The 13,801-nt window shown below is 73.3% G+C and carries 14 protein-coding genes; 10 read left to right on the forward strand and 4 right to left on the reverse strand.

The window, feature by feature from the left end:
* Nucleotides 1-134: 134 nt before the first annotated feature.
* Nucleotides 135-1,811: an aa3-type cytochrome oxidase subunit I gene (ctaD, locus tag Sdi02f_RS27415; protein WP_051783116.1), complete on the forward strand. Its 1,677-nt coding sequence runs from the start codon at nucleotides 135-137 to the stop codon at nucleotides 1,809-1,811.
* Nucleotides 1,808-2,218, forward strand: coding sequence for an aa3-type cytochrome oxidase subunit IV (gene ctaF / locus Sdi02f_RS27420; protein WP_030398967.1), 411 nt, complete (start codon nucleotides 1,808-1,810; stop codon nucleotides 2,216-2,218). Before ctaD ends, ctaF begins: the two co-directional genes overlap by 4 nt.
* On the opposite strand, the gene qcrB is transcribed toward ctaF, so the two are convergent.
* From qcrB to Sdi02f_RS27435, 3 genes are all read right to left on the reverse strand, one after another.
* On the reverse strand, nucleotides 2,194-3,861 hold the full coding sequence (qcrB, locus tag Sdi02f_RS27425) for a cytochrome bc1 complex cytochrome b subunit (RefSeq protein ID WP_108934201.1): 1,668 nt from the start codon (nucleotides 3,859-3,861) through the stop codon (nucleotides 2,194-2,196). The two genes, ctaF and qcrB, sit on opposite strands and share 25 nt — an antisense overlap.
* 73 nt (nucleotides 3,862-3,934) lie before the next feature.
* Nucleotides 3,935-4,288 carry a DUF6479 family protein gene (locus Sdi02f_RS27430; RefSeq protein ID WP_030398969.1) on the reverse strand — a complete coding sequence of 118 codons (354 nt, stop codon included), beginning with the start codon at nucleotides 4,286-4,288 and terminating at the stop codon, nucleotides 3,935-3,937.
* A gap of 37 nt (nucleotides 4,289-4,325) precedes the next feature.
* The gene (locus Sdi02f_RS27435; protein ID WP_030398970.1) at nucleotides 4,326-4,730 is read right to left on the reverse strand and encodes a ChaB family protein; all 405 of its coding nucleotides are present in this window, start codon (nucleotides 4,728-4,730) and stop codon (nucleotides 4,326-4,328) included.
* 225 nt (nucleotides 4,731-4,955) lie between these two features.
* On the opposite strand from Sdi02f_RS27435, the gene Sdi02f_RS27440 reads away from it, so the two are divergent.
* The 4 genes from Sdi02f_RS27440 (at nucleotide 4,956) to Sdi02f_RS27455 (ending at nucleotide 8,418) form a co-directional block, all read left to right on the forward strand.
* Nucleotides 4,956-5,333, forward strand: coding sequence for a four-helix bundle copper-binding protein (locus Sdi02f_RS27440; protein ID WP_030398971.1), 378 nt, complete (start codon nucleotides 4,956-4,958; stop codon nucleotides 5,331-5,333).
* 39 nt (nucleotides 5,334-5,372) lie between these two features.
* Nucleotides 5,373-6,275: an oxygenase MpaB family protein gene (locus Sdi02f_RS27445; RefSeq protein ID WP_053665590.1), complete on the forward strand. Its 903-nt coding sequence runs from the start codon at nucleotides 5,373-5,375 to the stop codon at nucleotides 6,273-6,275.
* Nucleotides 6,276-6,557: 282 nt separating this feature from the next.
* Nucleotides 6,558-8,138: a phytoene desaturase family protein gene (locus Sdi02f_RS27450; RefSeq protein WP_108934202.1), complete on the forward strand. Its 1,581-nt coding sequence runs from the start codon at nucleotides 6,558-6,560 to the stop codon at nucleotides 8,136-8,138.
* Between the two features lie 88 nt (nucleotides 8,139-8,226).
* Nucleotides 8,227-8,418: a DUF2795 domain-containing protein gene (locus tag Sdi02f_RS27455; RefSeq protein WP_030398974.1), complete on the forward strand. Its 192-nt coding sequence runs from the start codon at nucleotides 8,227-8,229 to the stop codon at nucleotides 8,416-8,418.
* Between the two features lie 33 nt (nucleotides 8,419-8,451).
* Here the strand turns inward: Sdi02f_RS27455 and Sdi02f_RS27460 are convergent, their stop codons facing one another.
* Nucleotides 8,452-10,227, reverse strand: coding sequence for a serine hydrolase domain-containing protein (locus Sdi02f_RS27460; protein ID WP_108934203.1), 1,776 nt, complete (start codon nucleotides 10,225-10,227; stop codon nucleotides 8,452-8,454).
* 173 nt (nucleotides 10,228-10,400) lie between these two features.
* On the opposite strand from Sdi02f_RS27460, the gene Sdi02f_RS27465 reads away from it, so the two are divergent.
* From Sdi02f_RS27465 to Sdi02f_RS27480, 4 genes are all read left to right on the forward strand, one after another.
* The gene (locus tag Sdi02f_RS27465; protein ID WP_108934204.1) at nucleotides 10,401-11,900 is read left to right on the forward strand and encodes an acyl-CoA synthetase; all 1,500 of its coding nucleotides are present in this window, start codon (nucleotides 10,401-10,403) and stop codon (nucleotides 11,898-11,900) included.
* 76 nt (nucleotides 11,901-11,976) lie between these two features.
* Complete coding sequence (locus Sdi02f_RS27470; protein WP_030403841.1) at nucleotides 11,977-12,219, forward strand: DUF397 domain-containing protein; 243 nt, start codon at nucleotides 11,977-11,979, stop codon at nucleotides 12,217-12,219.
* Between the two features lie 85 nt (nucleotides 12,220-12,304).
* Entirely contained in the window at nucleotides 12,305-13,207 is a 903-nt protein-coding gene (locus tag Sdi02f_RS27475) for a universal stress protein (RefSeq protein WP_108934205.1), read from the forward strand.
* Nucleotides 13,208-13,301: 94 nt separating this feature from the next.
* On the forward strand, nucleotides 13,302-13,799 hold the full coding sequence (locus Sdi02f_RS27480) for a hypothetical protein (protein ID WP_030403843.1): 498 nt from the start codon (nucleotides 13,302-13,304) through the stop codon (nucleotides 13,797-13,799).
* The last annotated feature ends 2 nt before the right edge of the window (nucleotides 13,800-13,801 follow it).

Here is a 13,801-nt window from a genome sequence, read left to right on the forward strand (position 1 = left end):
CCCCGCGCGGGTGCGGAAGCGGCACCGTCCGTTCCGCGCCCGCGCACGCCGGGTGGCCCATCCGCCGGACACCCGGCGCCGGCCCCGGCCGCGTCGTACGTCTGGGCCCATGGCCCCTGGGTACCCTCCGCCGCATGGCGGTGGACAGAAGGACCCAGCCGCCGCGCCGGACACCGGCTCGGCAGCGGACGAACCGCACGCTCGGGCGGGCTCTGGTGCGGTGGGCGACCACGACCGATCACAAGGTGATCGGCCATCTCTACTTGGCGACGTCGTTCGGCTTCTTCCTCTTCGGCGGCGTCCTCGCCATGCTGATGCGCGCGGAACTCGCCCGCCCGGGGCTGCAGTTGTTCAGCAACGAGCAGTACAACCAGCTCTTCACCATGCACGGCGCCATCATGCTGCTGCTGTTCGCGACCCCGCTGTTCGCCGGGTTCACCAACGCCGTGATGCCGTTGCAGATCGGTGCCCCGGACCTCGCGCTGCCCCGGCTCAACGCGCTCTCGTACTGGCTGTACCTGTTCGGCGGACTGACGGTGGCGGCGGGGTTCCTGACCCCCGGCGGAGCGGCCTCGTTCGGCTGGTTCGCCTACGCCCCCCTGAACAGCGCGGTCTTCAGCCCCGGTCCGGGGGGCGACCTGTGGATCATGGGCCTGGTGCTGAGCGGTGTGTCGACCACGCTCAGCGCCGTCAACTTCATCACCACCATCCTGTGCCTGCGCGCCCCCGGCATGACCATGTTCCGGATGCCGATCTTCACCTGGAACGTGCTGTTCACGTCGATCCTGGTCCTGCCCGCCTTCCCCGTCCTCACCGCCGCGCTGCTGATGCTCGAGGCCGACCGGAAGTTCGGCGCGCACGTCTTCGACGCGGCCAACGGCGGGGCCCTGCTGTGGCAGCACCTGTTCTGGTTCTTCGGGCATCCCGAGGTGTACATCATCGCGCTGCCGTTCTTCGGCATCGTCACCGAGATCATCCCGGTCTTCAGCCGCAAGCCGATCTTCGGCTACGTCAGCCTCATCGGCGCGACCATCGCCATCACCATGCTCTCCGCGGTGGTGTGGGCCCACCACATGTTCGCCACGGGCGCCGTGCTGCTCCCCTTCTTCTCCGTCATGTCGTTCCTCATCGCCGTACCGACCGGAGTGAAGTTCTTCAACTGGACCGGCACGATGCTGCGCGGCTCGCTGTCCTTCGAGACGCCCATGCTGTGGTCGTGCGGCTTCCTGGTGACGTTCCTGCTCGGCGGCCTGAGCGGGGTCCTGATCGCCTCCCCGCCGCTGGACTTCCACCTGACGGACTCGTACTTCATCGTCGCGCACCTGCACTACGTGGTCTTCGGCACGGTCGTCTTCGCGATGTTCGCCGGCTTCTACTTCTGGTGGCCGAAGCTGACCGGCAAGATGCTCGACGAACGCATCGGCAAGATCCACTTCTGGACGCTCTTCGTCGGCTTCCAGACCACCTTCCTCGTCCAGCACTGGCTCGGCGAGCAGGGCATGCCGCGCCGCTACGCCGACTACCTGGCCGCGGACGGCTTCACCACGCTGAACACCGTCAGCTCCCTCGGCGCCTTCCTGCTCGGTCTGTCCACCCTGCCGTTCCTCTACAACGTGTGGCACACCCACCACTACGGCAGGAAGGTCGAGCAGGACGACCCCTGGGGCTACGGCCGTTCCCTCGAATGGGCCACCAGCTGTCCGCCGCCGCGCCACAACTTCACGTCGCTGCCCCGGATCCGCTCCGAGTCCCCGGCCTTCGACCTCCACCACCCCGACGTCACCCGACACGATCAGAGGCATGTGCAGTGAGGACCGAATCCCGTCTGTTCACCGGTGTCGCGGTCTTCTTCGGCGGCGAGGCGGCCCTCTACGGCTGGTGGTCGCGCGAGCCCGCCGGCACGGCCGCGCTCGTCCTCGCCTTCCTGATGGCCGCGCTCGTCGGCTTCTTCCTGCGGGTGCAGTACCACAAGCGCGGCCTGCGCGCGCAGGACCGCGGCGAGGGCGAGATCGTCGACACGGCCGGACCGCTCGACTTCTTCCCGCCGCACAGCCCCTGGCCGGTCACCATCGCGTTCGCCGCCGTGGTGCTCGCCTTCGGCATCGTCTTCGGCCTGTGGCTGGCACTGATCGGCTTCGGCCTGCTCGGCATGGGCGTCTGCGGCCTGGTCTTCCAGTACGCCGACCGGGGCGTTCAGCGCTCCGGCTCGCCCGAGTAGGCATCCCGCTCCGGGGCCCCGGGCTGCCCCGGCGCCGCTTCGAGCGCCGACTCCCGGCCCTGCTCCGGCTCGCCCCCCTCGACGTCGACCCGGTCGCCGTAGTACCACTCGCTGAGCGTCGCCCGCAGCCGTCCCACGTGCGGGCCGTCGCCCTCCTCGGGCGACGGGGCCAGCGGCTCGGGTTCCCGGCGGGAACGCAGCACATGGCGCTCCTCGGGGTCGAGGGGCCCGTTGCTCTCGGCGTAGCCGCCGGCGAGGGTCTGGTGCACCTCGCCCGTCTCCTCGCCCTCCTCCAGACGCTCGCGGTCGCGCTCCTGCAGGGCCAGGCAGACCCGCTTGGCCACGACGAAGGCGAGCAGCGGCGCCAGCACCAGGGAGATCCGGAAGATCCAGGTCAGCAGGTTCAGCGAGAGCTGGAACGTGTGGGCCAGGATGTCGTTGCCGCCGGCCAGGAGCAGAACCCCGTAGAAGACGATCGCGGCGACGCCCAGCCCGGTCCGCACGGGCTTGTCCCGGGGCCGGTCGCACAGATGGTGCTCCTCGTGGTCGCCGGTCACCCACCGCTCGAAGAACGGGTACGCGTACAGCACCGTGAACAGGGCGCCCGGCAGCAGGACGGCGGGCACCAGGACGTTCCACATCACGGTGTGGCCCGCCACCGCCGTCTCGAACGGGGGCATCAGCCGCAGCGAGCCCTCCAGGAAGCCGACGTACCAGTCCGGCTGGGAACCCGAGGAGATGATGTCCGGGCGGTACGGGCCGTACGTCCAGATCGGGTTGATCTGCGCCACCGCCGCGAGCACCGTCAGCACACCGAAGACCGTGAAGAACAGGCCCGTCGAGTTCGCCATGAAGTTCGGGAACAGCGGCTTGCCCACCACGTTGCGGTTGGTGCGCCCGCGCCCCGCCCACTGGGTGTGCTTGAGGTAGAACACCAGGATCAGGTGGACCGTGACCAGCGCCAGCAGCAGCCCGGGCAGCAGCAGGATGTGCAGCGAGTACAGCCGCGGGACGATGTCGTGGCCGGGATACTGGCCGCCGAACGCGAACATGGTCAGGTACGTCCCCACCACCGGGACGGACTGCAGGACCCCCTGCGCGATGCGCAGCCCCGTGCCGGAGAGCAGGTCGTCGGGGAGGGAGTAGCCGGCGAAGCCCTCGACGAGGGCCAGCAGGAACAGCGTGACACCGATCAGCCAGTTGACCTCGCGCGGCCGGCGGAAGGCCCCGGTGAAGAAGATCCGCAGCAGGTGCACTCCGATGGCGGACACGAACACCAGCGCCGCCCAGTGGTGCACCTGCCGGATCAGCAGCCCGCCGCGCACGTCGAAACTGATGTCCACCGTCGAGCGGTAGGCCTCCGACATGCTCACGCCCACCAGGGGTTCGTACGAGCCGTCGTAGAGGACCTCCGTCATCGAGGGCTTGAAGAACAGCGTCAGCCAGACCCCGGTCAGCAGCAGGACGACGAAGCTGTACAGGGCGATCTCGCCCAGCAGGAACGACCAGTGCTCGGGGAAGGCCTTGCGCAGCAGCCCCCCGCCCTCGGAGACGGGGAGCCGCCCGTCGGCCCAGTTGACGGTGTGTTCGGCCGTGTGACGGGCCCGCGCACCGGCGCGGGCCCTCTTCCTCTGCAGCAGCACGGCGCATGGGTTCCCCGGGGGCCGTACCGGAAACTACGCACCGGCCGCCTCCGGTCACCCTCCGGCAACGGGGTCAGCCCGGGCCGCCGCCGCCGAACGAGCCGCTGTGGCCCTCCTCCCAGCGGGGGCGCTGCTGGTCGGAGGCGGTACGGCTGCCCTGGTGCCGCAGCTCGTGCGGCAGGGTGCGCTCGTCGCGCCGCGGCATCTCGTTCGGTTCCCGGCGCTCCCGCTCCTCGTGGACGGGCCCGTCGTCCGGCAGACGCGGCTGCTCGTCGGCCGTCGGCGGCGGCGGCTCCCGGCGCTTTTGCCGGCTGCCGAAGGCGAAGGCTCCGATCAGCACGCCCACCACCACGACGGCCGCGATGATCAGCCAGACGGGGAAGCCGCCGGATCCGCCCGCTGCCAGGTCCCTCCATGCGTTGGTCATGGCGCGCGGGTACCCCGGGCCCGCGCCGCCAACCTGCTCACCCCGACCGCGACGCCCGCGTCCGCGACCGGTTGGCCTTCCTGATCGCCGCGAGCAGGTCCGCCTTCGACATCTTCGACCGGCCCTCGACGCCCAGGCGCCGGGCGACGCCGTACAGGTGCTCCTTCGAGGCCTGCTCGTCGACGCCCTCGCCACTGCGGCCGCCCTGACCGCGGGGCCGCCCGGACCGGGGGTCGGAGGGCCCCTTGCGTCCGCCCTCCTTGCGCTCCCAGTGGTCGCCGACCTTCTCGAACTTGTGCTTGAGCGCCCCGTACGCCACCCGGTGGGCCCGCTCGCCCTCGCCGTACTCCTCGACGGCCGAGTCGTGGGCCTCGATCCAGGTGCGCCGGGCCTCCTGCGGGGAGCGTTCCAGGGTCGACGGCAGTTCCTGTCGTCCCGGCATGTCCGTGCACCTCCGTGCGTCCTCGCTGTCGCGGCCCCCGGCGGTCGCGGGGGCGGTCCACGGGTGCCCTGCCGTCCGTCCCGGAAAACGGCCCGGGACCCTTGCCGGGAACGGCCCGGAACCCTTGCCGGGACCGGCCCGGAACCCTTGCCGGGACCGGCCCGGAACCCTTGCCGGGACCGGGCCGCGCGGTTTGGCACCGCCGCCGGCGGCAACCCGCGCGGTGTGACATCGACGACGACTTCCCAGCAGGAACTGTTCCGCTTCCTCGAGGACCGCTTCGCGTGCGCACAGGCGTGCACCGAGTGCGCCCGGGCCTGTGCCCTGCGGGCGAGCCTCGTGGACCCGGACGGGACCGAGAACCAGGAACTCGTGCGGCGCAAGGGCATCATGTGCGCGGAGGTCTGCGACGCGACCTGCCGGGTGCTGTCCGAACAGAACCAGGTGGACGAGTCCGCCATCCGCGCCCAACTGGAGTGGTGCCGCCAGGTGTGCCTGGAGAGCGCCCACGTCTTCGACGACCACCCGGGCGCCGAGGAGAGCGCGAAGGCCTGCCGCGACTGCGCCCGCGCCTGCGGAGAGTTCCTGACCACCCTGCGCTGACCCCTGGGAGCGGGGCCCGCGCCGCGTTAGTCTGCCCCTGTGGCGGCGACGCGGACCGGAGGCGATCCGGGGCTCTTCGGACCGGACTCCGTGACCTGGCAGGCGCACGGCGACCCGATGATGTGGGTGGCCGGCATCCGCGCCCTGTACCTCCAGGCCCTGCACCCGCGCGCCGTGCGCGGAGTGATGCAGAACAGCGACTTCCGGCGCGACGCCTGGGGCCGGCTGATGCGCACCGCGGGCTTCGTCGGCACCACGACGTACGGCACCACCGAGGCCGCCGAGCGGGCCGGCGCCCGGGTGCGGAAGATCCACCGCATGCTCGGCGCCACCGACCCCGGCACGGGCGAGCGCTACGCCCTCGACGAACCCGCGCTGCTGCTGTGGGTGCACTGCGCGGAGATCGGTTCCTACCTGCACGTCCTGCGCCGCTCCGGGTTCCCCCTCACCGACGCCCACGCCGACCGCTACCTCGCCGAACACCGGCACAGCGCCCGCCTGGTCGGCCTCGACCCCGGCTCCGTACCCGCCGACCGCGCCGAGCTGGCCGCCTACTTCGCGCGGGTCCGGCCCGAACTGGCGGCCGGGGCGGAGGCCCGCGAGGTCGACGCCTTCCTGCGCCGCCCGCCGGTGCACCCCCTCCTGGTCCCGGCCCGCGCCCTGCTGTGGCGGAGGGTCGCCCGGCTCGCGTACGACTCGCTGCCCGCGTACGCGCACGAGCTCTACGGCCGCCCCGCGCCCCCGCCCGCCACGGTCACCCGCCGGCTGCGCGCCACCGGCACCGTGCTGCGCGCGATCCCCGCAGGGGTGCGCTGGCAGTTGCCGCCCCGGCACATCCTGCGTGCCGTGGAGCGGCTCGGCCCGGCCGCGCGTCCGGCGCCATACAGAATCGGCCGACAAGCGGCCATACTGGACCCGCCAGGGGAGGGCGCGGCGGACTGAACCACGGGGGCGGCGAAGTCATGGGGGACAGGACGCTGATCCAGGGCCGGTACCGGCTGCTGGTCGGAGGCTGGGCCGGGGTCGTCTGCTCGGAGGCGTCGGGCGGTGCTGCCTGGTCGCAGGCTGGCCCCGGGACGCCTGCCCCGGGGCGTCGGAAGACGCCACCTGGCCGCAGGCCGGATCCTGGCCGCCTGCTTCGGGGTGCCGGGCGGCGCCCCAGCCGTCCGGACGGCGGCCGGCCGTGGGCTGGCAGCCTCGGATCCGGTCGTGTTACCAAGGGCCATGACGACCCCGCCCCCTGCTTCCCGTACCTCCCGCAGCTACGACGCCGTCATCGTCGGTGGTGGTCACAACGGCCTGGTCGCCGCCGCCTACCTGGCCCGGGCCGGGCGCTCCGTGCTGGTGCTGGAGCGGCTGGACCACACCGGCGGGGCCGCGGTGTCCACGCGGCCGTTCGCCGGGGTGGACGCGCGGCTGTCGCGCTACTCGTACCTGGTCAGCCTGCTGCCGAGCAAGATCGTGCGGGACCTCGGCCTGGACTTCCGGGTGCGCGCCCGCACCGTCTCCTCGTACACGCCCGTCGAGCGCGCCGGGCGGCCCACCGGGCTGCTCGTCGGCGGGGGCGAACGGCGCACGCGGGCGTCCTTCGCCCGGCTCACCGGCTCCGACCGGGAGTACGCGGCCTGGCAGCGCTTCTACGCCCTGACCGGCCGTGTCGCACAGCGGGTCTTCCCGACCCTCACCGAGCCCCTGCCCACCCGCGACGAGCTGCGGCGCAGGGTCGACGACGAGGCGGCCTGGCGGACCCTGTTCGAGGAGCCGCTCGGCGTCGCGATCGAGGAGCACTTCGCCGACGACCTGGTCCGGGGCGTCGTCCTCACCGACGCCCTGATCGGCACCTTCGCCGACGCCCACGACCCCTCCCTGGCCCAGAACCGCTGCTTCCTCTACCACGTGATCGGCGGCGGCACCGGCGCCTGGAACGTGCCCGTCGGCGGCATGGGCGCCCTCACCGACGCGCTGGCGGACACGGCCCGCGCCGCCGGTGCCGTGCTCGCCACCGGACACGAGGCGGTACGGATCGAGGCCGACGGCCGCACGGCCGAGGTCACCCACCGCTCGGCCGACGGCGAGTACGTGACCGCCGCCCGCCACGTCCTGGTCAACGCCTCCCCGCGGGAACTGGCGGCGCTCACCGGGCAGGCGCCGCCCCCGCCCGCAGAGGGCGCCCAGCTCAAGGTCAACATGCTGCTGACCCGGCTCCCGCGGCTGCGCGACCCCGGCATCGACCCGCGCGAGGCCTTTGCCGGCACCTTCCACATCGCCGAGGGGTACGGGCAACTGGCCGCCGCGCACGCCCAGGCGGCCGCCGGGGAACTGCCCGGCGCCCCGCCCTCCGAGATCTACTGCCACTCTCTGACCGACCCGACGATCCTCGGTCCCGGCCCGGCCGCGCAGGGCATGCACACCCTCACCCTGTTCGGCCTGCACACCCCCGCCCGCCTCTTCGCCCGGGACAACGACGCCGTACGCGACGAACTGCTGAAGTCGACCCTCGCCCAGCTCGACGCCCATCTGGCCGAGCCGCTCGCCGACTGCCTGGCGAGCGACGCGGACGGGCGGCCCTGCATCGAGGCCAGGTCGCCGCTCGACCTGGAACGCGACCTGCGCCTGCCCGGCGGGAACATCTTCCACCGCGAGCTGTCCTGGCCCCACGCCCAGGAGGGCACCGGCCACTGGGGGGTGGAGACCGGCCGGGCCAACGTCCTGCTGTGCGGCGCGGGCGCCGTGCGCGGGGGAGGGGTGAGCGGGGTGCCGGGACACAACGCGGCGATGGCGGTGCTGGAGGGGGCCGGGAGCTGACGGCCACGTGCGCATGTCCCGCACCGCGCTGGGTACCGCGACATGACGGACATTCCGTATGTCACCCCCACGCGACAAGGAGCCCGTCATGGCGGACCTCAGCCCCATCGACCTGCAGAAGGCCCTCAACGGCATGGACTACCCGGCCGACAAGAAGGCGCTCGTCGACTGCGCCCGCAGGAACAAGGCCGACGACAAGGTCGTGAGCCGTCTCGACGGACTGAAGGAGAGCAGCTTCGACGGTCCGAACGAGGTGCAGAAGGCCGTCTTCAACGGCTAGCGGCCCCGCGCCGGCGCCCCGCCGGCCCGCAGGTCAGTCGGCGGACGCCGACCAGCCCGCCGCCTCGACGCGCGCCGCGTCCGCCGGGCGCGCGTCGTGGAACAGGACGGAGCCGTCGGCCTCCACCCGCACCCCGTCGACGTACGCCCCGCGGCCCACGTACAGCCGGTCGGTCGTGTACCGCCAGCGCAGGGTGAGCCCGCGTGCGGCCGGCAGGCCGGCGCTCAGTCGGTGCCAGACGCGCCCCGACCAGCCGGTGGCCGAGCCCTCCGGATGCTCCCGGGGTGCCTCGCCGGGCCGGACGGTGGTGAACGGCACCGGCTGCCACGACGCGCCGCCGTCGGCGGAGGCCTCCAGGACCAGGGCGTCCGACCCCGGTTCGGTGTCCCACCACAGCGAGCAGCGCAGCCTCGCCCGCCCGGCCGACGTGTCCAGCGCGGGCAGCGTCAGCGTGGCCGCCGCGGAACTCGCCGTCCCTGAGAACCAGGCGGTGCGACCGTGCGCGGGCCGTACCGGCACCGCCCGCGCCAGGCTGGTGCCCGCCGCCACCCGGGGAGCCGAGCCGGAACGCCAACTGCGGACCGGATGGACGGAGTTGCCGAGCACGACGAGGAAGGAGTCGGTCGTCGGGTCGAGCACCAGCGAGGTGCCCGTGAAACCGGTGTGCCCGGCCGTGCGCGGCGTCGCCATCGCGCCCATGTACCAGTGCTGGTACAGCTCGAAGCCCAGGCCGTGCTCGTCGCCCGGGAAGTCGGTGTTGAAGTCGGTGAACATCAGCTCCACCGACTCCGGCCGCAGGATGCGCGCCCGGCCGTAGGAACCGCCGTTGAGGAGGGTGCGGCCGAGGACCGCGAGGTCCCACGCGGTGGAGAACACCCCGGCGTGGCCGGCCACCCCGCCCAGGCCGAAGGCGTTCTCGTCGTGCACCTCGCCCCACACCAGCCCGCGGTTCAGGCCGGACCAGGGCCGGCGGGCGTCCTCGGTGGCCGCGATCCCCGGCCGCCAGGAGGCGGGCGGGTTGTAACGGGTGCGGCCGAGACCGAGCGGCCGGGTGATCCCGTCGCGCAGCAGCACGTCCAGGGTGCGGCCCGTGACCTTCTCGAGCACCCACTGGAGCGAGATCATGTTCAGGTCCGAGTACAGGTACGCCGTGCCGGGGGCGTTCACCGGCGCCTCGTCGTAGACCAGCCGCACCTTCTCGTCGTGGGTGGGCGCGCCGTACAGCGCGATCCAGGCCCGGAAGCCGGAGGTGTGCGTGAGCAGGTGACGGATCGTCACGTCCTGCTTGCCGGCCCGGCCGAAGCCCGGCAGGTACCGGGCGACCGGCGCCTCCAGCTCCAGTGTGCCCCGCTCCATCTGCTGCACGGCGAGGATCGAGGTGAACAGCTTGGAGACCGACGCGAGGTCGAACACCGTGTCCCGCGCCATCGGGATCTGCTGCTCCGCCGGGAACTCCACGCCGGTGTCGGTGGCCTCGTCGTAGGCCCGGTAGCGCACCGCCATGCCGATCGGCTCGTGCAGCGCCACCGTGCCGCCCCGGCCCGCCAGCAGAACCGCACCCGCGTACCACGGGTGCTCGGGGGAGGGGCCGAGGTACGTCTCCGCGTCCCCGACGAGCCGGCGCAGATGCCCGGGGAGCAGCCCGGCGCGCTCGGCGGAACCGTGCGCGAGGGTGGCGCGCCGGCCCCGGCCGGAAGCGGCCTCGGCCGGACCCGCCGCGAACGGCGCGATGGCCAGGGCGCCGCCCAGGGCCAGGGCGCCCGCACCGAGTTGCCGCCGTGAGAATCCGTGCGCGCCCTGACCGGCCATCGAAGAGCCTCCCGCCGCCGAAGCTGAAAGTATCTTTCCCGGATCGCCGTGCGGAGTGAAACTTTCCTGTCAGCGGCGGGCTGTGTCAATGGGGCGGACGCGGCGGGCCCGCGCGGCCCGCGGACCGGTGCACACGGCTTGACCCGCCCCCGCGACCGGCCGAGGATCGGGTCATGACGCCCGGACACGGCAGCACCGTCGACGGGGTGCTGCGGCGCAGCGCCCGACGCACTCCGGCCCGCCCGGCGGTGGAGTACCGCGACCGCACCTGGACGTACGAGGAGCTCGACACCGCGGTCTCCCGCGCGGCGAGCGTCCTGGTGGCCGAAGGGCTCGCCCCCGGCGACCGGGTCGCCGCCTACGGCCACAACTCCGACGCCTACCTCATCGCCTTCCTGGCCTGCGCCCGCGCGGGCCTGGTGCACGTCCCGGTCAACCAGAACCTCACCGGCGACGACCTCGCCCACCTCGTCGGCCAGTCCGGCAGCACCCTGGTCCTCGCCGACCCCGGCCTCGCCGCCCGGCTCCCCGCCGGGACCCGCACCCTGCCACTGCGCGACGCCGCCGGCTCGCTCCTGGCCCGCCTCGCCTCGGCACCCCTGTACGACGGACCCGAACCGGGCGCCGAGGACCTGGTGCAGCTCCTGTACACCTCCGGCACCACCGCCCTGCCCAAGGGCGCGATGATGACGCACCGGGCGCTGGTCCACGAGTACCTCAGCGCCATCACCGCCCTCGACCTGCGCGCCGGGGACCGTCCCGCCCACGCGCTCCCGCTCTACCACTCGGCGCAGACCCACGTCTTCCTGCTGCCCTACCTCGCCGTCGGCGCGAGCAGCATCGTCCTGGACGCACCGGACGGCGACCGGCTCTTCGACCTGATCGAGGCGGGGCGCGTCGACAGCCTGTTCGCACCGCCCACCGTGTGGATCGGCCTCGCGAACCGCGCCGACTTCGCCACCCGCGACCTCGGCGGCCTGCGCAAGGCGTACTACGGCGCCTCGATCATGCCGGTGCCCGTCCTGGAGCGGCTGCGGGCCCGCCTTCCCCACCTGGCCTTCTACAACTGCTTCGGCCAGAGCGAGATCGGCCCCCTCGCCCTCGTCCTCGGCCCCGACGAGCACGAGGGCCGGATGGACTCCTGCGGCCGGCCCGTCCTGTTCGTCGACGCGCGCGTGGTCGACGAGGACGGCAAGGACGTGCCCGACGGAACCCCCGGCGAAGTCGTCTACCGCTCCCCGCAGTTGTGCGAGGGCTACTGGGACAGGCCCGAGGAGACGCAGGCCGCCTTCCGGGACGGCTGGTTCCGCTCCGGCGACCTCGCCGTACGGGACGCCGACGGCTACTACACGATCGTCGACCGGGTGAAGGACGTCATCAACTCCGGCGGCGTGCTGGTCGCCTCCCGGCAGGTCGAGGACGCCCTCTACACCCACGACGCCGTCGCCGAGGCGGCGGTCGTCGGGCTGCCCGACGACCGCTGGATCGAGGCCGTCACGGCCGTCGTCGTCGCGCGCGGCGAGGTCACCGAGGAGGAGCTGATCGCCCACGCCCGCGAGAAGCTGCCCGCCTTCAAGGCACCCAAACAGGTGCGCTTCGTGGACGCCCTGCCGCGCAATGCCAGCGGCAAGATCCTCAAGCGGGAGCTGCGGGACCGCTTCGCCGGCTCCTGAGGCCGCGACGGCCTGTCGGCGGTGGGACCGGATCGCTAGGCTGGCCGCGGACGACGACACCGGGAGGAGCACGGACGTGGCCGAGAGCACCACCCAACAGCGCCCGCTCAGGGGCTGGGACAAGCCGGAGCTGGATCTGAGCAACGCGCAGTGGCAGTCCAGCAGCCGGGGCCTGGGGGATGTCCAGATCGCCTTCGTCGAGGGATTCATCGCCATGCGCAACAGCGGCAGCCCGGAGAGCCCCTCGCTGATCTTCACCCCGGCCGAATGGGGCGCCTTCGTGTCGGGAGCGCGAGAAGGGGAGTTCGACCTCACCTAGGGCGACCGCGGGGTGCGCCGACCGGCCGAACCCGGGTGTTCCCTCCGCCTCCGGAGGGAACCCCGTACCCCGGAGGTGAGGACCCATGAGCACCCTGCCGGTCATCGCGGCGGTCGACGGTTCGGAGGACGGGCTGCGCGCCCTGGACTGGGCGTTCGACGCCGCCCACCGGCGCGAGGCACCCCTGCGGGTGGTGCACGTGCGCCAGTACGCCGCCTGGGCGCAGACCGACGTCCTGGTCGCGGGCGAGCCGGACACCGCGGAGGACCCGGCGCTCGGCCAGGCCCGCGCGCACCTTCAGGGGCGGGCCTTCGCGGTGCCGACGGAGTACGTCGGCATGGAGGGCGTGCCGGGCGCCCTGCTGCCGGAACTGGGCGGCGACGCCCAACTGCTGGTGCTCGGCTCCCGGGGCCGGGGCGGCTTCACCGGCCTGCTGCTCGGCTCCAACGGCATGGCCGCCGCCCGCGACGCCGAGTGCCCCGTCGTCGTGGTGCCCCGCCCCGGCCGCGAGGTCCACGGGGAGGCACCGGAGGTACCCGGCCCCCGGGTGGTGGTCGGCCTGCACGTGGACAGCCCCGACGACGCCACCCTGTCCTTCGCCTTCACCGAGGCAGAATCGCGCGGCGCCCGCCTCCAGGTGGTCGCCGCCTACCCGTGGCCGGTGCAGACCTGGGCCGCCGCCGGGCAGATCGTGCCCGAGGTGATCGACGAAGTGGCCCTGGAGAGCGAGACCCGGGCCCTGGCCGACGGCTTCCTCGCCCCCCACCGCGAGCGCCATCCCGGCGTGCGGGCCGAGCCGTACGTCGCGCCGGGCGACGCCGCCGGGCACCTGGTCGCCTCCTCCCAGGGCGCCGACCTGGTCGTCGTGGGCCGCCACCGCCGGCGCCTGCTCGCCCCCGCCCGCATGATGGGTTCCGTCACCCACGCCGTCCTGCTGCACGCGGCGTCCCCGGTCGCGGTGGTCCCCCCGGCCCCGCCGCGGGAGTGACCCGCCGCCGGCAGCGGTGCGGGGCCGGACCGGGCAGCCCGTACGGCGTCCGCCCGCACGCCGTTCACCCGGCCCGGCCACGTACCATGGCGGCATGTCGTTCCTCCGCCGCCGCAGCGCCACGCCCGCCGGGCCCGACTTCGACGTACTGGCCATGGACCCGGGCGACTGGCCCGGGAATCTCGGCGCCGGCCTGCTGCCCGCGCCCGACGGCACGTGCCAGGGTGTCTTCCTGCGCTACGACCTGTTCGGCGGCCGCGGCCCCGCGATGATCATCGGCAACCTCCCGGACGGCTCCCCGGCCCGCGAGGTCCCCGACGGGGAGATCCCCTTCGAGGTGGCCCAGCTCCTGCTCGCGCTGGAGAACGACGAGGAGGTCACCGTCGTCGGCGCCGAGGACGTCCCGGTGATGCAGGGCGACAACCTGCTCATCGTGCGCCGCCTCAAGCTCTCCGAGAGCCGCATCTCCTGCGTGCAGTTCGACCGCAGCGACGGCGTCCTGGTCACCATCGCCGCCTGGGACCGCCCCATCACCGACGACCTGTACGCCCTGCTGAAACCGCTCCCGGCGGAGCTTTTCCAGCAGGGCTGAGG

This window comes from Streptomyces ardesiacus, assembly GCF_003112575.1.
GTDB lineage: Bacteria > Actinomycetota > Actinomycetes > Streptomycetales > Streptomycetaceae > Streptomyces > Streptomyces ardesiacus.

Bases quoted from the DNA above. Each gene is read 5' to 3' on its own strand.
- Sdi02f_RS27460 (WP_108934203.1), bottom strand. From the start codon at position 10,227: ATGGCCGGTCAGGGCGCGCACGGATTCTCACGGCGGCAACTCGGTGCG.
- Sdi02f_RS27455 (WP_030398974.1), top strand. From the start codon at position 8,227: ATGGCGGACCTCAGCCCCATCGACCTGCAGAAGGCCCTCAACGGCATG.
- Sdi02f_RS27430 (WP_030398969.1), bottom strand. From the start codon at position 4,288: ATGACCAACGCATGGAGGGACCTGGCAGCGGGCGGATCCGGCGGCTTC.
- Sdi02f_RS27465 (WP_108934204.1), top strand. From the start codon at position 10,401: ATGACGCCCGGACACGGCAGCACCGTCGACGGGGTGCTGCGGCGCAGC.
- Sdi02f_RS27450 (WP_108934202.1), top strand. From the start codon at position 6,558: ATGACGACCCCGCCCCCTGCTTCCCGTACCTCCCGCAGCTACGACGCC.
- Sdi02f_RS27475 (WP_108934205.1), top strand. From the start codon at position 12,305: ATGAGCACCCTGCCGGTCATCGCGGCGGTCGACGGTTCGGAGGACGGG.
- ctaD (WP_051783116.1), top strand. From the start codon at position 135: ATGGCGGTGGACAGAAGGACCCAGCCGCCGCGCCGGACACCGGCTCGG.
- Sdi02f_RS27435 (WP_030398970.1), bottom strand. From the start codon at position 4,730: ATGCCGGGACGACAGGAACTGCCGTCGACCCTGGAACGCTCCCCGCAG.
- Sdi02f_RS27480 (WP_030403843.1), top strand. From the start codon at position 13,302: ATGTCGTTCCTCCGCCGCCGCAGCGCCACGCCCGCCGGGCCCGACTTC.